Consider the following 24,147-nt stretch of genomic DNA (forward strand, 5'->3'; position numbering starts at 1 on the left):
AACAGACGCTTCCCCTGCCTGCATCCGATTACTCTTCGCTGAACAGGTCGCCGCCGTGCATGTCGATCATTTCCAGCGCTTTGCCGCCACCGCGCGCCACACAGGTCAGCGGGTCTTCAGCAACAACGACTGGAATGCCGGTTTCTTCCATTAACAAACGGTCAAGGTTACGCAGCAGTGCGCCACCACCGGTGAGCACCATGCCGCGCTCGGAGATGTCGGAAGCCAGTTCCGGCGGGCACTGTTCCAGTGCAACCATTACCGCGCTCACAATACCGGTCAGCGGTTCCTGCAGTGCTTCGAGGATTTCGTTGGAGTTCAGGGTAAAACCGCGTGGAACACCTTCTGCCAGGTTACGGCCACGAACTTCGATTTCACGGACTTCATCGCCCGGGTAAGCCGAACCGATTTCGTGCTTGATACGTTCTGCGGTGGCTTCACCGATCAGAGAACCGTAATTACGACGCACATAGTTGATGATAGCTTCGTCGAAACGATCACCACCAATGCGCACGGAAGAGGAGTAAACCACGCCGTTCAAGGAGATAACAGCAACTTCAGTGGTACCACCACCGATATCAACCACCATAGAACCGGTCGCTTCAGAAACCGGCAGGCCAGCACCAATTGCGGCAGCCATCGGTTCTTCAATCAGGAAGACTTCACGGGCACCAGCGCCCTGCGCGGATTCACGAATTGCGCGGCGTTCAACCTGGGTCGCGCCAACCGGTACACAAACCAGAACGCGCGGGCTTGGACGCATAAAGCTGTTGCTGTGCACTTGTTTGATGAAGTGCTGGAGCATTTTTTCAGTCACGAAGAAGTCGGCGATAACGCCGTCTTTCATTGGGCGAATGGCAGCAATATTGCCCGGCGTACGGCCCAGCATCTGCTTCGCGTCATGACCTACTGCAGCTACGCTTTTCGGTGAACCGGCACGATCCTGACGAATGGCCACCACGGAAGGCTCATTCAATACGATGCCTTGTCCTTTTACATAAATGAGGGTATTCGCAGTACCCAGGTCAATGGACAAGTCATTGGAAAACATGCCACGAAATTTTTTCAACATACTAAGGGATAATCCTGAAAGCTGGGGCGGAAAAGAAAATCCGCTTACTTTACCAACCACACGCAGCAGCGACAAGGCGCAAAAATCATCTGCTACGGTGAAAATTAGTGCAGTTCGTTTCCTTTGTTACAAATCTCTGCCTGAGTCCAGAAAGGCTTAATGCATCAGCAGCATTCCTCGCCTGTTTGCAACCGCGTAAGGTCATTCATCTGCATATGTGCTGCAACAATCTGGCGAGCAGACAAGCACACTCCCATGAGACGCAGCGCGCGTTATTCTACGTGAAAACGGATTAAACGGCAGGTTAAACCGAGTATCTTTGTGAATATTTTTTCACGTTAGTATCAAGTGGCTGTGAGGACGCGAAAAAATCCCCTTGCCCGCCTGTAACACCGCGCTGAATCAGGGTCTGCCACTCGCTTCGCGAACGCACGCCGGTGGCGTAAACGTGGGTGCTGGTCCCGGAGCAGGCTTCCACCAGGCTTTGAACCAGCAGCTGGTTCTCCGTTCGCTTCTCAATGTTCCTGACCAGCCCCGGATGGAGCTTGAGTAACTCAACATTAAGTTCTTTGATCCAACTGGTGCTTACCAGCGTCAAACCAGCCTGGTTGACGGCTACCCGTACCCCTAAAGCATTCACTAAACGAATAACAGGTTGTAAACGACTGATATGTTGACCTACATCGGCCTCTGCAAGTTCAATAATTATGCGTTTTCGTTGTGATTTTTCACATTGCATTAACGTATCGCGCAGCCAACGCTGAAAACGCGGACGAATCAGCGACTCAACGGTAACCTGAATCGCCAGATTTTCCTCTGGCCAGTAACGCAATAGTGGAATAAGACGGCTGATTTGCAGACGGTCATACTCTTCCGATAAGCCAAACTGCAAGACCATCGGCATATACTCCGCCGAGCTAACCTCTTCATTACCATCGAAGATGCGGCACATGAGTTCGCGATGATGAACCTGACCTTCGCGAGTAACCGCCGGTTTTTGATAAAGGCGCGGGCCGCCGCGACTGAGCATTTGCTCGATAAGCGTACGCCAGCGAACATTACCGCGTCCTTTTTCAGGCAACGAGTCATCATAAATAGCCCAGCTATTGCCACCCTGCAATCCCGCATTACGCGTGGCAGACTCTGCATGTTCCATTACCTGCTCGGTATCCTGACCACTACGCCAGGCACAGATACCAATGTGGATCATATCGTCGCGATCGAGCATTTTATTGTTCGGCAAGGTATCGACGGCTTTGATTAACTGACTGGCTATGCTCTCTGCCTCTTTTAACGTCCGGTGCGGTAACAGCGCAGCAAAATCACTGCGGTGGTAACGCGCCAGCAGTGCGCCAGGGTAGCGCATCATAAATGTCGACAGCAGATTCGTCAGAGTGAAGAACTGTTCTTCAACCTGGCTGTGCCCCCAGGTATCGCTCAACATATTGAAATCCGGCAGACGAATCATCATCACGATCCCGTGGGTACCTACTTTCTCCTGATCTTCCAGTAACGTTGCTAACTGATTATCGAAAAAGAGTCGGTTATTGAGGCCGGTTTTCACGTCCTGTGCGGCATAAGAGCGGATCAGCGTATCAAGACGGCTGTGTTGTTCGCGTGCGTTCTGAATTTCACGAAGCAGCGTATCCAGCGCACTGCTGGTTCTGGGCGGCCATTCATAGATGGTTCCCAACACATTAGAGCCACGCTCACCGTTTAAGATACGAGTAGCCCGGGTTTCCAGCAATTCTTGCCCGGCAAGTTGCCGTTGTAACCAGCGTACCGCCAGAAAGAGCATAAGAATGATAAAGCCAATCGCCCCCGTGAGCGGCGCGGTGGTCATCAACGAATGGAAATAGTTGCCCATCGGATCCTGATAAACCAGACGCAACGACATCCCCGGATGCTTTATCAACGGAACGCTCAGTTCACGAAACAGATCGCTGGTGCCAACCGGACGATAACTACCATTTCTGGCCAGGGTATAAACCTGTTTATCACCATGCAGCAGGTCTACACGAACGATATCTGCTGACACCATTAATTCGGTAATTTGTGGCCTTAATGCGCTGAAGTCATTCGACACAAGGTGGGTATCAATCGCCGTCGCCACCGCCTGAACGCGATGACTAAACTTATACTGAATGGCGTTGTAGAAACTTAGCGAACAGCCCAGCAAAGTCACAAAAATTGTTAACCCGGTGAGCAGCGTAACAAAGGCCGAAAATTTCGTCGTTAATCTCATCCTTGTGTTAACTCCGATAGTGAGGAAGCGGGCATACTAGCAAATCAGATTTATCTCGCAATTTATTGCGCTTCATCGGCTTTGCTTTTCCATTAGCGAGTATAGTCTTCAGAAATTATTTTCCAATCCATCATGCACATGAGGACCACTTATGCAGGCGTTACTTTTAGAACAGCAGGACGGCAAAACTCTCGCATCAGTACAGACTCTGGACGAACGTCGCCTGCCGGAGGGCGATGTCACGGTCGATGTTCACTGGTCGAGCCTGAACTATAAAGATGCGCTGGCGATTACCGGTAAGGGAAAAATCATCCGTAATTTTCCGATGATTCCTGGGATCGATTTTGCCGGAACTGTACGCACCAGCGAAGATCCGCGTTTTCATGCCGGTCAGGAGGTGTTACTCACTGGCTGGGGCGTTGGTGAAAACCACTGGGGTGGGCTGGCGGAGCAGGCGCGAGTGAAAGGTGACTGGCTGGTTGCCATGCCGCAAGGGCTGGACGCGCGTAAAGCAATGATTATCGGTACTGCCGGTTTTACCGCCATGCTGTGTGTGATGGCGCTGGAAGATGCCGGTGTTCGCCCGCAGGACGGTGAGATTGTCGTGACGGGTGCCAGTGGTGGCGTCGGCAGTACCGCCGTGGCGCTGCTGCATAAGTTGGGTTATCAGGTCGTTGCCGTTTCCGGTCGCGAAAGTACCCATGAATATCTGAAAAGTTTAGGTGCCAGCGGTATTCTCCCTCGTGATGAGTTTGCCGAATCCCGTCCTCTGGAAAAACAAGTCTGGGCTGGGGCAATTGACACTGTTGGCGACAAAGTGCTGGCAAAAGTGCTGGCGCAAATGAATTACGGCGGCTGCGTGGCGGCCTGTGGTCTGGCGGGTGGTTTTACTCTGCCAACCACGGTCATGCCATTTATTCTGCGTAATGTCCGTTTGCAAGGGGTGGATTCAGTAATGACGCCACCAGAACGCCGCGCACAAGCCTGGCAGCGACTGGTCGCCGATTTACCGGAATCATTCTATACCCAGGCGGCAAAAGAGATATCTCTGTCAGAGGCACCGAACTTTGCCGAGGCCATCATTAATAACCAGATCCAGGGTCGCACGCTGGTGAAGGTTAACTAACCATTTAGCAAGGAATAATAAGAGAGGGAACTCATTTTGACATCATTATTCAATCGGTTAACGGGAAAAGCGGTTAGCCGGACAGCTTTCGTCGAACACCTTGGTCAGGAAGTTGTACAACATCATCCAAACTGGAAAGTCATGATTTCGACTGACCACAAATTGATGCGCATTGATACTCCTCTAAACAGCCATTATTGATACGCCTCCGTCGCCTGTTAGGTTTATGGTGCTTTGCCTGGGCGACACTACGCTTAACCTGTTACTGATTTCTGGTACCATGGGGTGAATAATCTGATTTTATTTGACTACAAATTAACCACTCGAACCTATTTAATGCTGAGAATTGTCAGTTGGTTGATTTTGCGTGCTTTAGCATTCACATCTATCCAGACGATGCAGTGAAAATTGGGTAATCCCCAGCAACCGCTGCGTAATGTCGTCTATCTTGTCGCGATCCTGGCATCCCTACATTATTTGTGGTCTGTGAAGATTATCTCATTGCAGCCCCTCATCTTCGCAGGGCTGGCTTTTCAGCTTTTCACCTTACGTTATAAGAAGTTCCGTCGATGATGGCGCTAATTTCGTGAATTGTGCGGCTTGTTGCAAATTACACGGTGTTGAAGGTTATTTACATGTTAGCTGTTGATTATATTCCCTGATAAGACCAGTATTTAGCTGCCAATTGCTACGAAATCGTTATAATGTGCGACCTCGTCCTCCCTGACGCAGTTTTTGCGCTGCGGAAAAGGTGACATTGGCGCAACGAAGGTATATTTTGTTTTTTGCCGGAGGATAGCAGCAGATCGCTGCACAATGTCCGTCAAGTCTAACATTGACACTCTGGGGCAAAATAGACCGGCGTCCCGGCCTGCTGGAATTTATCGCTATGCATACAGCTGTCGGGGCATACGCTTTACAGACGGCGGTGAAACGCCTGTCACAATCACACTAAACAAAGAGTACGGAACCCACTCATGGATATTCGTAAGATTAAAAAACTGATCGAGCTGGTTGAAGAATCAGGCATCTCCGAACTGGAAATTTCTGAAGGCGAAGAGTCAGTACGCATTAGCCGTGCAGCTCCTGCCGCAAGTTTCCCTGTGATGCAACAAGCTTACGCTGCACCAATGATGCAGCAGCCAGCTCAATCTAACGCAGCCGCTCCGGCGACCGTTCCTTCCATGGAAGCGCCAGCAGCAGCGGAAATCAGTGGTCACATCGTACGTTCCCCGATGGTTGGTACTTTCTACCGCACCCCAAGCCCGGACGCAAAAGCGTTCATCGAAGTGGGTCAGAAAGTCAACGTGGGCGATACCCTGTGCATCGTTGAAGCCATGAAAATGATGAACCAGATCGAAGCGGACAAATCCGGTACCGTGAAAGCAATTCTGGTCGAAAGTGGACAACCGGTAGAATTTGACGAGCCGCTGGTCGTCATCGAGTAACGAGGCGAACATGCTGGATAAAATTGTTATTGCCAACCGCGGCGAGATTGCATTGCGTATTCTTCGTGCCTGTAAAGAACTGGGCATCAAGACTGTCGCTGTGCACTCCAGCACGGATCGCGATCTAAAACACGTATTACTGGCAGATGAAACGGTCTGTATTGGCCCTGCTCCGTCAGTAAAAAGTTATCTGAACATCCCGGCAATCATCAGCGCCGCTGAAATCACCGGCGCAGTAGCAATCCATCCGGGTTACGGCTTCCTCTCCGAGAACGCCAACTTTGCCGAGCAGGTTGAACGCTCCGGCTTTATCTTCATCGGCCCGAAAGCAGAAACCATTCGCCTGATGGGCGACAAAGTATCCGCAATCGCGGCGATGAAAAAAGCGGGCGTTCCTTGCGTACCTGGTTCTGACGGCCCGCTGGGCGACGATATGGATAAAAACCGCGCCATTGCTAAACGCATTGGTTATCCGGTGATTATCAAAGCCTCCGGCGGCGGCGGTTGTCGCGGTATGCGCGTAGTGCGCGGCGACGCTGAACTGGCACAATCCATCTCCATGACCCGTGCGGAAGCGAAAGCTGCTTTCAGCAACGATATGGTTTACATGGAGAAATACCTGGAGAATCCTCGCCACGTCGAGATTCAGGTACTGGCTGACGGTCAGGGCAACGCTATCTATCTGGCGGAACGTGACTGCTCCATGCAGCGCCGCCACCAGAAAGTGGTCGAAGAAGCACCAGCACCGGGCATTACCCCGGAACTGCGTCGCTACATCGGCGAACGTTGCGCTAAAGCGTGTGTTGATATCGGCTATCGCGGTGCAGGTACTTTCGAGTTCCTGTTCGAAAACGGCGAGTTCTATTTCATCGAAATGAACACCCGTATTCAGGTAGAACACCCGGTTACAGAAATGATCACCGGCGTTGACCTGATCAAAGAACAGCTGCGTATCGCTGCCGGTCAACCGCTGTCGATCAAGCAAGAAGAAGTTCACGTTCGCGGCCATGCGGTGGAATGTCGTATCAACGCCGAAGATCCGAACACCTTCCTGCCAAGCCCAGGCAAAATCACCCGTTTCCACGCACCTGGCGGTTTTGGCGTACGTTGGGAGTCTCATATCTACGCGGGCTACACCGTACCGCCGTACTATGACTCAATGATCGGTAAGCTGATTTGCTACGGTGAAAACCGTGACGTGGCGATTGCCCGCATGAAGAATGCGCTGCAGGAGCTGATCATCGACGGTATCAAAACCAACGTTGATCTGCAGATCCGCATCATGAATGACGAGAACTTCCAGCATGGTGGCACTAACATCCACTATCTGGAGAAAAAACTCGGTCTTCAGGAAAAATAAGACTGCAAAAGCGTCAAAAGGCCGGATTTTCCGGCCTTTTTTATTACTGGGGATCGACAACCCCCATAAGGTACAATCCTCGCTTTCTTCACCCATCAGGGACAAAAAATGGACACTCGTTTTGTTCAGGCCCATAAAGAGGCCCGCTGGGCGCTGGGGCTGACCCTTTTGTATCTGGCAGTTTGGTTAGTAGACGCTTACTTACCTGGCGTTGCCCCCGGTTTTACCGGCTTTCCGCGCTGGTTTGAGATGGCCTGCATCCTGACGCCGCTACTGTTTATTGGACTGTGCTGGGCGATGGTGAAATTTATCTATCGCGATATCCCACTGGAGGATGACGATGCAGCTTGAAGTAATTCTACCGCTGGTCGCCTATCTGGTGGTGGTGTTCGGTATCTCGGTTTATGCGATGCGTAAACGGAGCACCGGCACCTTCCTTAATGAGTATTTCCTCGGCAGCCGCTCTATGGGCGGTATTGTGCTGGCGATGACTCTCACCGCGACCTATATCAGTGCCAGTTCGTTTATCGGCGGGCCAGGAGCTGCTTATAAATACGGGCTGGGCTGGGTATTGCTGGCGATGATTCAGCTTCCTGCTGTCTGGCTTTCACTCGGTATTCTCGGCAAGAAGTTTGCGATTCTTGCGCGCCGCTACAATGCAGTGACGCTGAACGATATGCTGTTTGCCCGCTACCAGAGTCGTCTTCTGGTGTGGCTGGCGAGTTTGAGTTTGCTGGTTGCGTTCGTTGGTGCGATGACCGTGCAGTTTATCGGCGGTGCGCGCCTGCTGGAAACCGCGGCGGGTATTCCTTATGAAACCGGGCTGCTGATTTTTGGTATCAGCATTGCGTTATATACCGCCTTTGGTGGCTTTCGCGCCAGCGTGCTGAACGACACCATGCAAGGGCTTGTGATGCTGATTGGCACCGTTGTGCTGCTTATTGGCGTGGTACATGCCGCTGGCGGCTTAAGCAACGCAGTACAGACCTTGCAAACCATCGATCCGCAACTGGTTACGCCACAAGGCGCTGACGATATTCTGTCGCCTGCCTTTATGACGTCGTTCTGGGTACTGGTGTGCTTTGGCGTGATTGGCCTGCCGCATACTGCGGTGCGCTGTATCTCTTATAAAGACAGCAAAGCAGTACACCGGGGGATCATCATCGGTACGATTATAGTCGCAATCCTGATGTTCGGTATGCACCTGGCCGGAGCGTTAGGTCGTGCAGTGATCCCCGATCTCACCGTACCGGATCTGGTGATCCCGACGTTAATGGTAAAAGTGCTGCCACCTTTTGCTGCCGGGATCTTTCTGGCTGCACCTATGGCTGCGATCATGTCGACAATTAACGCCCAACTGCTGCAAAGTTCCGCTACGATCATTAAAGATCTCTATCTGAATATCCGTCCGGATCAAATGCAAAACGAGACGCGTCTGAAGCGGATGTCGGCGGTAATTACGTTAGTTCTCGGCGCGTTGCTGCTGCTTGCCGCCTGGAAGCCGCCAGAAATGATCATCTGGCTGAATTTGCTGGCCTTCGGTGGGCTGGAAGCCGTTTTCCTGTGGCCGCTGGTGCTGGGTCTTTACTGGGAACGCGCCAACGCCAAAGGCGCGCTAAGTGCGATGATCGTTGGCGGCGTGCTGTATGCCGTACTCGCGACGCTGAATATTCAGTACCTGGGCTTCCACCCTATCGTGCCCTCGTTACTACTAAGTTTGCTGGCTTTCCTGGTCGGAAACCGTTTCGGTACATCCGTCCCGCAAGCTACCGTTTTGACTACTGATAAATAAAGAGTTTTGCCATGCCTTGGATCCAACTGAAACTGAACACCACCGGCGCGAACGCGGAAGATCTTAGCGATGCGCTGATGGAAGCGGGTGCCGTTTCTATCACTTTTCAGGATACCCACGATACGCCAGTATTTGAGCCGCTGCCGGGCGAAACGCGCCTGTGGGGCGACACCGATGTGATTGGTCTGTTCGACGCTGAAACCGATATGAACGACGTGGTGGCGATTCTGGAAAACCATCCGCTGCTCGGCGCAGGCTTCGCGCATAAAATCGAACAACTAGAAGATAAAGACTGGGAGCGCGAATGGATGGATAATTTCCACCCGATGCGCTTTGGTGAACGACTGTGGATCTGCCCTAGCTGGCGTGATGTGCCGGACGAAAACGCCGTCAACGTGATGTTAGATCCAGGGCTGGCGTTTGGTACGGGTACCCATCCAACCACCTCTCTGTGCCTGCAATGGCTCGACAGCCTCGATTTAACCGGTAAAACAGTCATCGACTTTGGCTGTGGTTCCGGCATTCTGGCGATCGCGGCGCTGAAACTGGGTGCAGCAAAAGCCATTGGTATTGATATCGATCCGCAGGCGATTCAGGCCAGCCGCGATAACGCCGAACGTAATGGCGTTTCTGACCGTCTGGAACTCTACTTACCGAAAGATCAGCCAGAAGAAATGAAAGCCGACGTGGTGGTCGCTAACATCCTTGCAGGCCCATTACGTGAACTGGCACCGTTAATCAGCGTCCTGCCAGTTTCAGGCGGTTTGCTGGGCCTTTCCGGTATTCTGGCAAGCCAGGCAGAGAGCGTTTGTGAAGCTTATGCCGATAGCTTCGCACTGGACCCGGTCGTGGAAAAAGAAGAGTGGTGCCGTATTACCGGTCGTAAGAATTGACCTTCGCATCGCCGTAGGGTGACGCGGGGCGAAGTGCGAGCAAGCTCACAAAAGGCACGTAAATTTGCCGATTATTTACGCAAATTTGCGTGCCAAAATTTTCATTCATAAAGAAAAATTGAGAACTTACTCAAATTTCTTTGAGTGTAAATTTTAGTCACTATTTTCTAATATGATGATTTTTATGAGTAATTATCGCACCACGCTCATTTTAAATGCAATTCTTTGATCCATCTCAGAGGATTGGTCAAAGTTTGGCCTTTCATCTCGTGCAAAAAATGCGTAATATACGCCGCCTTGCAGTCACAGTATGGTCATTTCTTAACTCATGCGCATCGGACAATATCAGCTCAGAAATCGCCTGATCGCAGCGCCCATGGCTGGCATTACAGACAGACCTTTTCGGACGTTGTGCTACGAGATGGGAGCCGGATTGACAGTATCCGAGATGATGTCTTCTAACCCACAGGTTTGGGAAAGCGACAAATCTCGTTTACGGATGGTGCACATTGATGAACCCGGTATTCGCACCGTGCAAATTGCTGGTAGCGCTCCGAAAGAAATGGCAGATGCAGCACGTATTAACGTGGAAAGCGGTGCCCAGATTATTGATATCAATATGGGTTGCCCGGCTAAAAAAGTGAATCGCAAGCTCGCAGGTTCAGCCCTCTTGCAGTACCCGGATGTCGTTAAATCGATCCTTACCGAGGTCGTCAATGCAGTGGACGTTCCTGTTACCCTGAAGATTCGCACCGGCTGGGCACCGGAACACCGTAACTGCGAAGAGATTGCCCAACTGGCTGAAGACTGTGGCATTCAGGCTCTGACCATTCATGGCCGTACACGCGCCTGTTTGTTCAATGGAGAAGCTGAGTACGACAGTATTCGGGCAGTTAAGCAGAAAGTTTCCATTCCGGTTATCGCGAATGGCGACATTACTGACCCGCTTAAAGCCAGAGCTGTGCTCGACTATACAGGGGCGGATGCCCTGATGATAGGCCGCGCAGCTCAGGGAAGACCCTGGATCTTTCGGGAAATCCAGCATTATCTGGACACTGGGGAGTTGCTGCCCCCACTGCCTTTGGCAGAGGTTAAGCGCTTGCTTTGCGCGCACGTTCGGGAACTGCATGACTTTTATGGTCCGGCAAAAGGGTACCGAATTGCACGTAAACACGTTTCCTGGTATCTCCAGGAACACGCTCCAAATGACCAGTTTCGGCGCACATTCAACGCCATTGAGGATGCCAGCGAACAGCTGGAGGCGTTGGAGGCATACTTCGAAAATTTTGCGTAAACAGAAATAAAGAGCTGACAGAACTATGTTCGAACAACGCGTAAATTCTGACGTACTGACCGTTTCTACCGTTAACTCTCAGGATCAGGTAACCCAAAAACCCCTGCGTGACTCGGTTAAACAGGCACTGAAGAACTATTTTGCTCAACTGAATGGTCAGGATGTGAATGACCTCTATGAGCTGGTACTGGCTGAAGTAGAACAGCCCCTGTTGGACATGGTGATGCAATACACCCGTGGTAACCAGACCCGTGCTGCGCTGATGATGGGCATCAACCGTGGTACGCTGCGTAAAAAATTGAAAAAATACGGCATGAACTAATTCAGGTTAGCTAAATGCTTGATTAAAAAGGCGCTACTCGGCATGGGGAAGCGCCTTTTTTATAGGTGTCACAAAGGGAGTGACCATGAGAACAGGATGTGAACCGACCCGGTTTGGTAATGAAGCTAAGACCATTATTCACGGTGATGCCTTTGCCGAACTTAAAAAGCTACCTACTGAAAGCGTCGATCTGCTCTTTGCCGACCCACCGTATAACATCGGTAAAAATTTTGATGGTCTGATCGAAGCCTGGAAAGAAGATCTGTTTATCGACTGGCTGTTTGAAGTGATTGCAGAGTGCCACCGCGTTCTGAAAAAGCAGGGCAGCATGTACATTATGAACAGTACGGAAAACATGCCCTTTATCGATCTCCAGTGCCGCAAGCTTTTTACCATCAAAAGTCGCATCGTCTGGTCATATGACAGTTCTGGAGTACAGGCGAAAAAACACTACGGCTCCATGTACGAACCCATCCTGATGATGGTGAAAGACGCAAAGAACTACACATTCAACGGTGATGCTATTCTGGTAGAAGCCAAAACCGGATCGCAGCGCGCGTTGATCGATTATCGCAAAAATCCTCCACAGCCATACAATCATCAAAAAGTACCGGGTAACGTCTGGGATTTTCCGCGCGTGCGTTATTTGATGGATGAATATGAGAACCACCCGACGCAAAAACCGAAAGCCTTACTGAAACGCATTATTCTCGCCTCTTCCAACCCAGGCGATATCGTTCTCGACCCGTTTGCCGGTAGCTTTACTACCGGTGCCGTAGCCATCGCCAGCGGACGAAAATTCATTGGTATTGAGATCAACAGCGAGTACATCAAAATGGGGCTTCGACGGCTGGATGTCGCGTCGCATTACTCCGCGGAAGAACTGGCGAAAGTGAAAAAAAGAAAGACCGGCAACCTGTCAAAACGAAGCCGGTTAAGCGAAGTTGACCCCGATCTCATTGCAAAGTAAAGGAAGTGTAAGCCTAGTTTTCAGATTATTCATTTCGTGTATATTTCCTGCCAGACTTGGTTAAACATGCACAGGCTCAGGTAATGATTCGCAAGTATTGGTGGCTCGTCGTTTTCGCTGTCTTCGTTTTTCTGTTTGATACTTTACTGATGCAGTGGATTGAACTGCTGACAACAGAAACAGACAAATGCCGTAATATGAACTCAGTTAATCCACTAAAACTGGTTAACTGTGACGAACTGAATTTTCAGGACAGAATGTCGGTAATGACTCCAACTTACTGATAGTGTTTTATGTTCAGATAATGCCCGATGACCTTGTCATGCAGCTCCACCGATTTTGAGAACGACAGTGACTTCCGTACCAGCCTTGCCAGATGTTGTCTCAGATTCAGATTATGTCGCTCAATGCGCTGAGTGTAACGCTTGCTGATAACGTGCAGCTTTCCCTTCAGGCGTGATTCATACAGCGGCCAGCCATCCGTCATCCATACCACGACCTCAAAGGCCGACAGCAGGCTCAGAAGACGCTCCAGTGTGGCCAGAGTGCGTTCACCGAAGACGTGCGCCACAACCGTCCTCCGTATCCTGTCATACGCGTAAAACAGCCAGCGCTGACGTGATTTAGCACCGACGTAGCCCCAATGTTCGTCCATTTCAGCGCAGACAATCACATCACTGCCCGGTTGTATGCGCGAGGTTACCGACTGCGGCCTGAGTTTTTTAAGTGACGTAAAACCGTGTTGAGGCCAACGCCCATAATGCGTGCGCTGGCGCGACATCCGACGCCATTCATGGCCATATCAATGATTTTCTGGTGCGTACCGGGCTGAGAGGCGGTGTAAGTGAACTGTAGTTGCCATGTTTTACGGCAATGAGAGCAGAGATAGCGCTGATGTCCGGCAGTGCTTTTGCCGTTACGCACCACGCCTTCAGTAGCGGAGCAGGAAGGACATCTGATGGAAATGGAAGCCACGCAAGCACCTTAAAATCACCATCATACACTAAATCAGTAAGTTGGCAGCATTACCCATTTTCGCACCATTGCGGGGCGCTGTTTTTATTATTTCCTGTCTACACTCAGCTTATTGCGACGCGAAATCGTGCGCAAAAGCTGGCACTACTTTTGCTTATAAGAGGATGGCCACAGACAGGTAAAAGACGTTTCCCAAACGTCCTATAACGATAATTTTCGCCTCACAGGAAGCATTATGAAAAAGATGATGATAGCCACACTGGCTGCCGCCAGCGTGCTGCTTGCCGTTGCAAATCAGGCGCATGCTGGCGCGACGCTTGATGCCGTTCAGAAAAAAGGTTTTGTGCAATGCGGGATCAGTGATGGATTACCTAGGTTCTCTTATGCCGATGCAGACGGTAAGTTTTCAGGTATTGATGTTGATGTTTGTCGTGGTGTTGCCGCTGCTGTATTTGGTGACGACACGAAAGTGAAATATACCCCACTCACAGCAAAAGAACGCTTCACCGCTTTACAGTCAGGGGAAGTGGATTTGCTCTCCCGTAATACGACCTGGACTTCATCTCGCGATGCCGGGATGGGAATGGCATTTACCGGCGTCACTTATTACGACGGCATTGGCTTCCTGACGCACGATAAAGCGGGGCTAAAAAGCGCGAAAGAACTGGATGGCGCTACCGTCTGTATTCAGGCGGGTACTGATACCGAACTCAACGTCGCCGACTATTTCAAGGCAAACAATATGAAGTACACACCAGTGACTTTCGATCGCTCTGACGAATCAGCGAAGGCACTGGAATCTGGTCGCTGCGATACGCTGGCTTCGGATCAGTCGCAACTGTATGCCTTGCGCATCAAATTAAGCAACCCGGCTGAATGGATTGTCTTACCGGAGGTTATCTCTAAAGAACCGCTTGGGCCGGTAGTTCGTCGTGGCGATGATGAATGGTTCTCGATTGTACGCTGGACGCTTTTCGCCATGCTAAATGCTGAAGAGATGGGCATCAATTCCCAGAACGTCGATGAAAAAGCGGCTAATCCAGCAACGCCTGATATGGCACATCTGTTGGGTAAAGAAGGCGATTACGGCAAGGATCTGAAGTTGGATAATAAATGGGCCTATAACATCATCAAACAGGTGAGTAACTACTCGGAAATTTTTGAGCGTAACGTAGGTTCAGAAAGCCCGCTGAAAATTAAACGTGGGCAAAATAATCTCTGGAATAACGGCGGTATTCAGTACGCGCCGCCCGTGCGTTAAGTCGGTGTGAGGTAACGAGCGTCGCTACGGCGGCGCTCTCTTCAGCGTTATGCTTTCCGAGGTTTCTATGCCTCATCGCCGCTCAACCGTTAAAGGCTCACTCTCCTTTGCCAACCCTACGGTTCGTGCCTGGTTATTCCAGATCCTTGCCGTTGTTGCTGTTGTCGGCATTGTTGGTTGGTTATTTCAAAACACTGTAACGAATCTCAATAATCGTGGCATTACTTCAGGTTTTGCCTTTCTGGATCGCGGCGCTGGCTTCGGTATTGTCCAGCATTTGATCGATTACCAGCAGGGCGACACCTACGGACGCGTTTTTATTGTCGGCTTACTCAATACGCTACTGGTTTCTGCATTGTGTATTGTGTTCGCTTCTGTTTTGGGCTTCTTTATCGGTCTGGCGAGACTTTCGGATAACTGGCTGCTACGAAAGCTTTCCACAATTTATATTGAGATCTTCCGTAATATTGCAAATCTTCTTCTGGTACTTTGCCGTGTTGCGCAATTTGCCCGGACCACGCCAAGCTGTGAGCGCGTTTGATCTGGCCTTTTTGAGCAATCGTGGGCTTTATATTCCGTCACCGCAGCTGGGAGACGGATTTATTGCGTTTATGGTAATGACTCCAACTTACTGATAGTGTTTTATGTTCAGATAATGCCCGATGACCTTGTCATGCAGCTCCACCGATTTTGAGAACGACAGTGACTTCCGTACCAGCCTTGCCAGATGTTGTCTCAGATTCAGATTATGTCGCTCAATGCGCTGAGTGTAACGCTTGCTGATAACGTGCAGCTTTCCCTTCAGGCGTGATTCATACAGCGGCCAGCCATCCGTCATCCATACCACGACCTCAAAGGCCGACAGCAGGCTCAGAAGACGCTCCAGTGTGGCCAGAGTGCGTTCCCCGAAGACGTGCGCCACAACCGTCCTCCGTATCCTGTCATACGCGTAAAACAGCCAGCGCTGACGTGATTTAGCACCGACGTAGCCCCAATGTTCGTCCATTTCAGCGCAGACAATCACATCACTGCCCGGTTGTATGCGCGAGGTTACCGACTGCGGCCTGAGTTTTTTAAGTGACGTAAAACCGTGTTGAGGCCAACGCCCATAATGCGTGCACTGGCGCGACATCCGACGCCATTCATGGCCATATCAATGATTTTCTGGTGCTTACCGGGCTGAGAGGCGGTGTAAGTGAACTGTAGTTGCCATGTTTTACGGCAATGAGAGCAGAGATAGCGCTGATGTCCGGCAGTGCTTTTGCCGTTACGCACCACGCCTTCAGTAGCGGAGCAGGAAGGACATCTGATGGAAATGGAAGCCACGCAAGCACCTTAAAATCACCATCATACACTAAATCAGTAAGTTGGCAGCATTACCGCGTTTATCCTGGCTGTTGTTATGGCTATAGTCCTTTCTGTTGGGCTATTCCGCTTTAATAAAACATACCAGATAAAGACCGGACAACTGCGCCGCTCCTGGCCGATCGCCGCAGTGTTGATCATTGGTTTGCCTTTACTGGCGCAATGGCTTTTTGGCGCAGCACTACACTGGGATGTCCCAGCCCTACAAGGCTTTAACTTCCGCGGCGGAATGGTTTTAATTCCTGAACTGGCAGCCTTAACGCTGGCACTTTCGGTTTATACCTCTGCATTTATCGCCGAGATTATCCGCGCTGGGATCCAGGCAGTGCCTTATGGTCAACATGAAGCGGCTCGGTCACTGGGGTTACCCAACCCGGTTACGCTACGCCAGGTCATTATTCCCCAGGCACTGCGAGTAATTATTCCGCCGTTAACCAGCCAGTATCTCAACATCGTCAAAAACTCCTCTCTTGCCGCCGTTATTGGCTATCCCGATATGGTTTCGCTGTTTGCTGGCACCGTGCTGAACCAGACGGGGCAAGCCATCGAGACGATAGCCATGACCATGTCGGTCTATCTGATTATCAGCCTGACTATCTCGCTGCTGATGAATATCTATAACCGCCGCATCGCGATCGTTGAACGCTAAGGAGTCATGATGACAAAAGTATTGCTGTCTCAGCCCTCGCGCCCGGCGAGCCATAACTCAAGCCGCGCGATGGTGTGGGTGCGAAAAAATCTGTTCTCCAGCTGGAGCAATAGCCTGCTGACTATTGGCTGCATATGGTTGATGTGGGAACTGATCCCACCGTTGCTGAACTGGGCATTTTTGCAGGCTAATTGGGTTGGCTCAACGCGTGCTGACTGCACAAAAGCCGGTGCCTGTTGGGTCTTCATTCACGAACGATTTGGTCAGTTTATGTATGGACTTTACCCACACGACCAACGCTGGCGAATTAACCTCGCATTACTGATTGGGCTTGTATCGATCGCACCAATGTTCTGGAAAATACTCCCGCATCGCGGTCGCTATATTGCGGCCTGGGCGGTGATTTACCCACTGATTGTCTGGTGGCTGATGTATGGCGGTTTTTTTGGTCTTGAGCGGGTTGAAACCCGGCAATGGGGCGGGCTGACGCTAACTTTAATTATTGCATCCGTTGGGATTGCGGGGGCGCTACCGTGGGGGATCTTACTGGCATTAGGTCGCCGCTCCCATATGCCGATTGTGCGTATCTTATCGGTCATTTTTATCGAGTTCTGGCGCGGCGTACCGCTGATTACCGTATTGTTTATGTCTTCGGTCATGCTGCCGTTGTTTATGGCAGAAGGCACCAGTATCGACAAACTGATCCGCGCGCTGGTTGGCGTGATCCTGTTTCAGTCAGCATATGTTGCGGAAGTCGTGCGAGGTGGATTACAGGCGCTGCCTAAAGGGCAATATGAAGCGGCAGAGTCGCTGGCGTTGGGTTACTGGAAAACTCAGGGGCTGGTTATTCTGCCACAGGCGTTGAAGCTGGTAATTCCTGGGCTGGTAAATACCATCATCGCACTCTTCAAAGATACCAGCCTAGTGATCATCATCGGCTTGTTCGATCTTTTCAGTAGCGTTCAGCAGGCAACCGTTGATCCCGCCTGGTTGGGTATGTCGACGGAAGGGTATGTTTTCGCCGCGCTGATCTACTGGATCTTTTGTTTCAGCATGTCACGTTATAGCCAACATCTGGAAAAACGTTTTAACACCGGGCGTACACCGCATTGAGGACACTATGAGCCAAATTTTACTGCAACCTGCTAACGCGATGATTACGCTGGAAAACGTCCATAAATGGTATGGACAATTCCATGTTTTGAAAAATATAAATTTAACCGTGCAACCGGGAGAACGGATCGTTCTGTGTGGCCCTTCTGGTTCCGGTAAATCGACAACCATTCGTTGTATTAATCATCTGGAAGAACATCAACAGGGACGGATTGTCGTAGATGGCATCGAACTTAATGAAGATATCCGCAATATTGAGCGCGTCAGGCAGGAAGTGGGAATGGTATTTCAGCATTTCAATCTCTTCCCTCATCTGACCGTTTTACAGAACTGTACCCTGGCACCGATTTGGGTACGCAAGATGCCTAAGAAAGAGGCTGAAGCTCTGGCGATGCATTACCTTGAGCGGGTGAGAATTGCCGAACATGCGCATAAGTTTCCCGGACAGATTTCAGGTGGTCAGCAGCAACGCGTTGCCATTGCGCGTTCGCTGTGTATGAAGCCGAAAATTATGTTGTTTGATGAACCAACGTCGGCGCTCGATCCGGAGATGGTGAAAGAGGTGCTGGATACGATGATTGGGCTGGCGCAGTCGGGTATGACAATGTTGTGTGTAACACATGAGATGGGGTTTGCACGTACCGTCGCTGACCGGGTAATTTTTATGGATCGTGGGGAGATAGTGGAACAAGCTACACCTGATGAATTTTTTGCGCATCCTAAATCAGAGCGTACGAGGGCATTTTTATCGCAGGTAATCCATTAATTGAATGTTAGTTCGAAAAGCAAAAAGGCCATCCTTTCGGATGGCCTTTCGCTTGATTTGATGTCTGGCAGTTCCCTACTCTCGCATGGGGAGACCCCACACTACCATCGGCGCTACGGCGTTTCACTTCTGAGTTCGGCATGGGGTCAGGTGGGACCACCGCGCAACTGCCGCCAGACAAATTCTTTTCTAATCTGCCGAACTTTAACCTAAAAAGTGGTGCTGATACCCAGAGTCGAACTGGGGACCTCACCCTTACCAAGGGTGCGCTCTACCAACTGAGCCATATCAGCACGCTAAATTTGATGCCTGGCAGTTCCCTACTCTCGCATGGGGAGACCCCACACTACCATCGGCGCTACGGCGTTTCACTTCTGAGTTCGGCATGGGGTCAGGTGGGACCACCGCGCTACGGCCGCCAGGCTAATTCTGTTTTATCAGACCGCTTCTGCGTTCTGATTTAATCTGTATCAGGCTGAAAATCTTCTCTCAATCCGCCAAAACATCTTCGGCGTTGTAAGGTTAAGCCTCACGGTTCATTAGTACCGGTTAGCTCAACGCATCGCTGCGCTTACACACCCGGCCTATCAACGTCGTCGTCTTCAACGTTCCTTCAGGACCCTTAAAGGGTCAGGGAGAACTCATCTCGGGGCAAGTTTCGTGCTTAGATGCTTTCAGCACTTATCTCTTCCGCATTTAGCTACCGGGCAGTGCCATTGGCATGACAACCCGAACACCAGTGATGCGTCCACTCCGGTCCTCTCGTACTAGGAGCAGCCCCCCTCAGTTCTCCAGCGCCCACGGCAGATAGGGACCGAACTGTCTCACGACGTTCTAAACCCAGCTCGCGTACCACTTTAAATGGCGAACAGCCATACCCTTGGGACCTACTTCAGCCCCAGGATGTGATGAGCCGACATCGAGGTGCCAAACACCGCCGTCGATATGAACTCTTGGGCGGTATCAGCCTGTTATCCCCGGAGTACCTTTTATCCGTTGAGCGATGGCCCTTCCATTCAGAACCACCGGATCACTATGACCTGCTTTCGCACCTGCTCGCGCCGTCACGCTCGCAGTCAAGCTGGCTTATGCCATTGCACTAACCTCCTGATGTCCGACCAGGATTAGCCAACCTTCGTGCTCCTCCGTTACTCTTTAGGAGGAGACCGCCCCAGTCAAACTACCCACCAGACACTGTCCGCAACCCGGATCACGGGTCCACGTTAGAACATCAAACATTAAAGGGTGGTATTTCAAGGTCGGCTCCATGCAGACTGGCGTCCACACTTCAAAGCCTCCCACCTATCCTACACATCAAGGCTCAATGTTCAGTGTCAAGCTATAGTAAAGGTTCACGGGGTCTTTCCGTCTTGCCGCGGGTACACTGCATCTTCACAGCGAGTTCAATTTCACTGAGTCTCGGGTGGAGACAGCCTGGCCATCATTACGCCATTCGTGCAGGTCGGAACTTACCCGACAAGGAATTTCGCTACCTTAGGACCGTTATAGTTACGGCCGCCGTTTACCGGGGCTTCGATCAAGAGCTTCGCTTGCGCTAACCCCATCAATTAACCTTCCGGCACCGGGCAGGCGTCACACCGTATACGTCCACTTTCGTGTTTGCACAGTGCTGTGTTTTTAATAAACAGTTGCAGCCAGCTGGTATCTTCGACTGATTTCAGCTCCACGAGCAAGTCGCTTCACCTACGTATCAGCGTGCCTTCTCCCGAAGTTACGGCACCATTTTGCCTAGTTCCTTCACCCGAGTTCTCTCAAGCGCCTTGGTATTCTCTACCTGACCACCTGTGTCGGTTTGGGGTACGATTTGATGTTACCTGATGCTTAGAGGCTTTTCCTGGAAGCAGGGCATTTGTTGCTTCAGCACCGTAGTGCCTCGTCATCACGCCTCGGCCTTGATTTTCCGGATTTGCCTGGAAAACCAGCCTACACGCTTAAACCGGGACAACCGTCGCCCGGCCAACATAGCCTTCTCCGTCCCCCCTTCGCAGTAACACCAAGTACAGGAATATTAACCTGTTTCCCATCGACTACGCCTTTCGGCCTCGCCTTAGGGGTCGACTCACCCTGCCCCGATTAACGTTGGACAGGAACCCTTGGTCTTCCGGCGAGCGGGCTTTTCACCCGCTTTATCGTTACTTATGTCAGCATTCGCACTTCTGATACCTCCAGCATACCTCACAGCACACCTTCACAGGCTTACAGAACGCTCCCCTACCCAACAACGCATAAGCGTCGCTGCCGCAGCTTCGGTGCATGGTTTAGCCCCGTTACATCTTCCGCGCAGGCCGACTCGACCAGTGAGCTATTACGCTTTCTTTAAATGATGGCTGCTTCTAAGCCAACATCCTGGCTGTCTGGGCCTTCCCACATCGTTTCCCACTTAACCATGACTTTGGGACCTTAGCTGGCGGTCTGGGTTGTTTCCCTCTTCACGACGGACGTTAGCACCCGCCGTGTGTCTCCCGTGATAACATTCTCCGGTATTCGCAGTTTGCATCGGGTTGGTAAGTCGGGATGACCCCCTTGCCGAAACAGTGCTCTACCCCCGGAGATGAATTCACGAGGCGCTACCTAAATAGCTTTCGGGGAGAACCAGCTATCTCCCGGTTTGATTGGCCTTTCACCCCCAGCCACAAGTCATCCGCTAATTTTTCAACATTAGTCGGTTCGGTCCTCCAGTTAGTGTTACCCAACCTTCAACCTGCCCATGGCTAGATCACCGGGTTTCGGGTCTATACCCTGCAACTTAACGCCCAGTTAAGACTCGGTTTCCCTTCGGCTCCCCTATTCGGTTAACCTTGCTACAGAATATAAGTCGCTGACCCATTATACAAAAGGTACGCAGTCACACGCCTAAGCGTGCTCCCACTGCTTGTACGTACACGGTTTCAGGTTCTTTTTCACTCCCCTCGCCGGGGTTCTTTTCGCCTTTCCCTCACGGTACTGGTTCACTATCGGTCAGTCAGGAGTATTTAGCCTTGGAGGATGGTCCCCCCATATTCAGACAGGATACCACGTGTCCCGCCCTACTCATCGAGCTCACAGTATGTGCATTTTTGTGTACGGGGCTGTCACCCTGTATCGCACGCCTTTCCAGACGCTTCCACTAACACACACACTGATTCAGGCTCTGGGCTGCTCCCCGTTCGCTCGCCGCTACTGGGGGAATCTCGGTTGATTTCTTTTCCTCGGGGTACTTAGATGTTTCAGTTCCCCCGGTTCGCCTCATTAACCTATGGATTCAGTTAATGATAGTGTGACGAATCACACTGGGTTTCCCCATTCGGAAATCGCCGGTTATAACGGTTCATATCACCTTACCGACGCTTATCGCAGATTAGCACGTCCTTCATCGCCTCTGACTGCCAGGGCATCCACCGTGTACGCTTAGTCGCTTAACCTCACAACCCGAAGATGTTTCTTTCGACTCATCATCGTGTTGCGAAAATTTGAGAGACTCACGAACAACTTTCGTTGTTCAGTGTTTCAATTTTCAGCTTGATCCAGATTTTTAAAGAGCAAATATCTCAAACATCACCCGAAGATGAGTTTTGAGATATCAAGGCAGGTGACTTTCACTCACAAACCAGCAAGTGGCGTCCCCTAGGGGATTCGAACCCCTGTTACCGCCGTGAAAGGGCGGTGTCCTGGGCCTCTAGACGAAGGGGACGTATCAGTCTGCTTCGCAAGACGCCTTGCTTTTCACTTTCTATCAGACAATCTGTGTGAGCACTACAAAGAACGCTTCTTTAAGGTAAGGAGGTGATCCAACCGCAGGTTCCCCTACGGTTACCTTGTTACGACTTCACCCCAGTCATGAATCACAAAGTGGTAAGCGCCCTCCCGAAGGTTAAGCTACCTACTTCTTTTGCAACCCACTCCCATGGTGTGACGGGCGGTGTGTACAAGGCCCGGGAACGTATTCACCGTGGCATTCTGATCCACGATTACTAGCGATTCCGACTTCATGGAGTCGAGTTGCAGACTCCAATCCGGACTACGACGCACTTTATGAGGTCCGCTTGCTCTCGCGAGGTCGCTTCTCTTTGTATGCGCCATTGTAGCACGTGTGTAGCCCTGGTCGTAAGGGCCATGATGACTTGACGTCATCCCCACCTTCCTCCAGTTTATCACTGGCAGTCTCCTTTGAGTTCCCGGCCGGACCGCTGGCAACAAAGGATAAGGGTTGCGCTCGTTGCGGGACTTAACCCAACATTTCACAACACGAGCTGACGACAGCCATGCAGCACCTGTCTCACGGTTCCCGAAGGCACATTCTCATCTCTGAAAACTTCCGTGGATGTCAAGACCAGGTAAGGTTCTTCGCGTTGCATCGAATTAAACCACATGCTCCACCGCTTGTGCGGGCCCCCGTCAATTCATTTGAGTTTTAACCTTGCGGCCGTACTCCCCAGGCGGTCGACTTAACGCGTTAGCTCCGGAAGCCACACCTCAAGGGCACAACCTCCAAGTCGACATCGTTTACAGCGTGGACTACCAGGGTATCTAATCCTGTTTGCTCCCCACGCTTTCGCACCTGAGCGTCAGTCTTCGTCCAGGGGGCCGCCTTCGCCACCGGTATTCCTCCAGATCTCTACGCATTTCACCGCTACACCTGGAATTCTACCCCCCTCTACGAGACTCAAGCTTGCCAGTATCAGATGCAGTTCCCAGGTTGAGCCCGGGGATTTCACATCTGACTTAACAAACCGCCTGCGTGCGCTTTACGCCCAGTAATTCCGATTAACGCTTGCACCCTCCGTATTACCGCGGCTGCTGGCACGGAGTTAGCCGGTGCTTCTTCTGCGGGTAACGTCAATGAGTAAAGGTATTAACTTTACTCCCTTCCTCCCCGCTGAAAGTACTTTACAACCCGAAGGCCTTCTTCATACACGCGGCATGGCTGCATCAGGCTTGCGCCCATTGTGCAATATTCCCCACTGCTGCCTCCCGTAGGAGTCTGGACCGTGTCTCAGTTCCAGTGTGGCTGGTCATCCTCTCAGACCAGCTAGGGATCGTCGCCTAGGTGAGCCGTTACCCCACCTACTAGCTAATCCCATCTGGGCACATCCGATGGCAAGAGGCCCGAAGGTCCCCCTCTTTGGTCTTGCGACGTTATGCGGTATTAGCTACCGTTTCCAGTAGTTATCCCCCTCCATCAGGCAGTTTCCCAGACATTACTCACCCGTCCGCCACTCGTCAGCGAAACAGCAAGCTGCTTCCTGTTACCGTTCGACTTGCATGTGTTAGGCCTGCCGCCAGCGTTCAATCTGAGCCATGATCAAACTCTTCAATTTAAAAGTTTGATGCTCAAAGAATTAAACTTCGTAATGAATTACGTGTTCACTCTTGAGACTTGGTATTCATTTTTCGTCTTGCGACGTTAAGAATCCGTATCTTCGAGTGCCCACACAGATTGTCTGATAAATTGTTAAAGAGCAGTTGCGACGCGCTTTAGCGCACTGTCGCGAGGTG

General features: G+C 51.2%; 19 protein-coding genes, 2 tRNA genes, 4 rRNA genes, 3 pseudogenes and 3 other annotated features. Of the genes and pseudogenes, 17 read left to right on the plus strand and 11 right to left on the minus strand.

The window, feature by feature from the left end; translation table 11 throughout:
- Positions 1–28: 28 nt before the first annotated feature.
- On the minus strand, positions 29–1,132 hold the full coding sequence (mreB, locus tag SF3289) for a rod shape-determining protein MreB (RefSeq protein NP_709046.4): 1,104 nt from the start codon (positions 1,130–1,132) through the stop codon (positions 29–31).
- Between the two features lie 244 nt (positions 1,133–1,376).
- Positions 1,377–3,317, minus strand: coding sequence for a regulatory protein CsrD (yhdA, locus tag SF3290; RefSeq protein NP_709047.1), 1,941 nt, complete (start codon positions 3,315–3,317; stop codon positions 1,377–1,379).
- Between the two features lie 151 nt (positions 3,318–3,468).
- Between yhdA and yhdH the strand changes: the two genes are divergently transcribed.
- The 11 genes and pseudogenes from yhdH (at position 3,469) to yhdU (ending at position 12,806) form a co-directional block, all read left to right on the plus strand.
- On the plus strand, positions 3,469–4,443 hold the full coding sequence (yhdH, locus tag SF3291) for a dehydrogenase (RefSeq protein ID NP_709048.1): 975 nt from the start codon (positions 3,469–3,471) through the stop codon (positions 4,441–4,443).
- 197 nt (positions 4,444–4,640) lie between these two features.
- Positions 4,641–5,016 (plus strand): annotated as a pseudogene (locus SF3292).
- A gap of 404 nt (positions 5,017–5,420) precedes the next feature.
- A complete protein-coding gene (accB, locus tag SF3293) occupies positions 5,421–5,891 on the plus strand; it encodes an acetyl-CoA carboxylase biotin carboxyl carrier protein subunit (RefSeq protein NP_709050.1) in 471 nt (156 codons plus the stop codon).
- 10 nt (positions 5,892–5,901) lie between these two features.
- The gene (gene accC / locus SF3294; RefSeq protein NP_709051.2) at positions 5,902–7,251 is read left to right on the plus strand and encodes an acetyl-CoA carboxylase biotin carboxylase subunit; all 1,350 of its coding nucleotides are present in this window, start codon (positions 5,902–5,904) and stop codon (positions 7,249–7,251) included.
- A gap of 108 nt (positions 7,252–7,359) precedes the next feature.
- On the plus strand, positions 7,360–7,602 hold the full coding sequence (yhdT, locus tag SF3295) for a hypothetical protein (RefSeq protein NP_709052.1): 243 nt from the start codon (positions 7,360–7,362) through the stop codon (positions 7,600–7,602).
- Positions 7,592–9,043 (plus strand): sodium/panthothenate symporter, encoded by a 1,452-nt coding sequence (gene panF / locus SF3296; RefSeq protein ID NP_709053.2) that lies wholly within the window; start codon positions 7,592–7,594, stop codon positions 9,041–9,043. The genes yhdT and panF overlap by 11 nt, the downstream gene beginning before the upstream one ends.
- 11 nt (positions 9,044–9,054) lie before the next feature.
- A complete protein-coding gene (prmA, locus tag SF3297) occupies positions 9,055–9,936 on the plus strand; it encodes a ribosomal protein L11 methyltransferase (RefSeq protein NP_709054.1) in 882 nt (293 codons plus the stop codon).
- A gap of 451 nt (positions 9,937–10,387) precedes the next feature.
- A complete protein-coding gene (yhdG, locus tag SF3298) occupies positions 10,388–11,230 on the plus strand; it encodes a dehydrogenase (protein ID NP_709055.2) in 843 nt (280 codons plus the stop codon).
- Between the two features lie 25 nt (positions 11,231–11,255).
- Complete coding sequence (fis, locus tag SF3299) at positions 11,256–11,552, plus strand: Fis family transcriptional regulator (RefSeq protein NP_709056.1); 297 nt, start codon at positions 11,256–11,258, stop codon at positions 11,550–11,552.
- 85 nt (positions 11,553–11,637) lie between these two features.
- Positions 11,638–12,522: a methyltransferase gene (yhdJ, locus tag SF3300; RefSeq protein ID NP_709057.2), complete on the plus strand. Its 885-nt coding sequence runs from the start codon at positions 11,638–11,640 to the stop codon at positions 12,520–12,522.
- Between the two features lie 56 nt (positions 12,523–12,578).
- Positions 12,579–12,806: a hypothetical protein gene (yhdU, locus tag SF3301; RefSeq protein NP_709058.1), complete on the plus strand. Its 228-nt coding sequence runs from the start codon at positions 12,579–12,581 to the stop codon at positions 12,804–12,806.
- Positions 12,785–13,552, minus strand: a mobile genetic element. Its footprint overlaps the gene before it by 22 nt.
- Here yhdU and insB (SF3302) read toward each other — a convergent pair.
- The gene (gene insB / locus SF3302) at positions 12,800–13,303 is read right to left on the minus strand and encodes an insertion element IS1 protein InsB (RefSeq protein NP_709059.1); all 504 of its coding nucleotides are present in this window, start codon (positions 13,301–13,303) and stop codon (positions 12,800–12,802) included. Its footprint overlaps the feature before it by 504 nt. The genes yhdU and insB (SF3302) overlap by 7 nt on opposite strands.
- Between insB (SF3302) and SF3303 the strand changes: the two genes are divergently transcribed.
- The 3 genes and pseudogenes from SF3303 (at position 13,378) to SF3305 (ending at position 15,393) form a co-directional block, all read left to right on the plus strand.
- Positions 13,378–13,704, plus strand: a complete 327-nt coding sequence (locus SF3303; protein NP_709060.1) for a hypothetical protein — start codon at positions 13,378–13,380, stop codon at positions 13,702–13,704.
- 28 nt (positions 13,705–13,732) lie before the next feature.
- Positions 13,733–14,758: a substrate-binding transport protein gene (gene yhdW / locus SF3304; RefSeq protein ID NP_709061.1), complete on the plus strand. Its 1,026-nt coding sequence runs from the start codon at positions 13,733–13,735 to the stop codon at positions 14,756–14,758.
- Between the two features lie 49 nt (positions 14,759–14,807).
- Positions 14,808–15,393, plus strand: a pseudogene (locus SF3305).
- Positions 15,372–16,139: a mobile genetic element, on the minus strand. It overlaps the preceding pseudogene by 22 nt.
- Here the strand turns inward: SF3305 and insB (SF3306) are convergent.
- Complete coding sequence (gene insB / locus SF3306; RefSeq protein ID NP_709063.1) at positions 15,387–15,782, minus strand: insertion element IS1 protein InsB; 396 nt, start codon at positions 15,780–15,782, stop codon at positions 15,387–15,389. (Overlaps the previous feature by 396 nt.) The pseudogene SF3305 and the gene insB (SF3306) sit on opposite strands and share 7 nt — an antisense overlap.
- Positions 15,809–16,084 carry an insertion element IS1 protein InsA gene (gene insA / locus SF3307; protein NP_709064.1) on the minus strand — a complete coding sequence of 92 codons (276 nt, stop codon included), beginning with the start codon at positions 16,082–16,084 and terminating at the stop codon, positions 15,809–15,811. (Lies within the feature at positions 15,372–16,139.)
- Positions 16,140–16,680, plus strand: a sequence feature (Similar to Escherichia coli K12 transport system permease gi: 1789669 (369 aa). BLAST with identity of 97% in 180 aa. This CDS has been truncated. The sequence has been checked and is believed to be correct.).
- Between insA and yhdX the strand changes: the two are divergent.
- The 3 genes and pseudogenes from yhdX (at position 16,140) to yhdZ (ending at position 18,651) form a co-directional block, all read left to right on the plus strand.
- Positions 16,140–16,680 (plus strand): annotated as a pseudogene (gene yhdX, locus SF3308). (Overlaps the previous feature by 541 nt.)
- 101 nt (positions 16,681–16,781) lie before the next feature.
- On the plus strand, positions 16,782–17,885 hold the full coding sequence (gene yhdY, locus SF3309; protein ID NP_709065.2) for a transport system permease: 1,104 nt from the start codon (positions 16,782–16,784) through the stop codon (positions 17,883–17,885).
- 7 nt (positions 17,886–17,892) lie between these two features.
- Positions 17,893–18,651 carry an ABC transporter ATP-binding protein gene (yhdZ, locus tag SF3310; protein NP_709066.1) on the plus strand — a complete coding sequence of 253 codons (759 nt, stop codon included), beginning with the start codon at positions 17,893–17,895 and terminating at the stop codon, positions 18,649–18,651.
- Positions 18,652–18,711: 60 nt separating this feature from the next.
- On the opposite strand, the gene rrfF is transcribed toward yhdZ, so the two are convergent.
- The 6 genes from rrfF to rrsD all read right to left on the minus strand — a co-directional run bounded on the left by rrfF (position 18,712) and on the right by rrsD (position 23,969).
- A 5S ribosomal RNA gene (gene rrfF, locus SF4511) occupies positions 18,712–18,830 on the minus strand.
- A 38-nt stretch (positions 18,831–18,868) separates the two neighbouring features.
- Positions 18,869–18,944 (minus strand) — tRNA-Thr (locus SF4512).
- Between the two features lie 12 nt (positions 18,945–18,956).
- Positions 18,957–19,075: ribosomal RNA gene (rrfD, locus tag SF4513) — 5S ribosomal RNA — on the minus strand.
- Between the two features lie 94 nt (positions 19,076–19,169).
- Positions 19,170–22,073 (minus strand): 23S ribosomal RNA (gene rrlD, locus SF4514).
- A 193-nt stretch (positions 22,074–22,266) separates the two neighbouring features.
- Positions 22,267–22,342: transfer RNA gene (locus SF4515), tRNA-Glu, on the minus strand.
- An 85-nt stretch (positions 22,343–22,427) separates the two neighbouring features.
- Positions 22,428–23,969 (minus strand): 16S ribosomal RNA (rrsD, locus tag SF4516).
- The 16S, 23S and 5S rRNA genes sit together here with 2 tRNA genes alongside, the layout of an rRNA operon.
- Positions 23,970–24,147: the final 178 nt, after the last annotated feature.

Origin of the sequence: Shigella flexneri 2a str. 301 (assembly GCF_000006925.2) — a bacterium.
In the GTDB taxonomy this organism is placed as follows: Bacteria; Pseudomonadota; Gammaproteobacteria; order Enterobacterales; family Enterobacteriaceae; genus ECMA0423.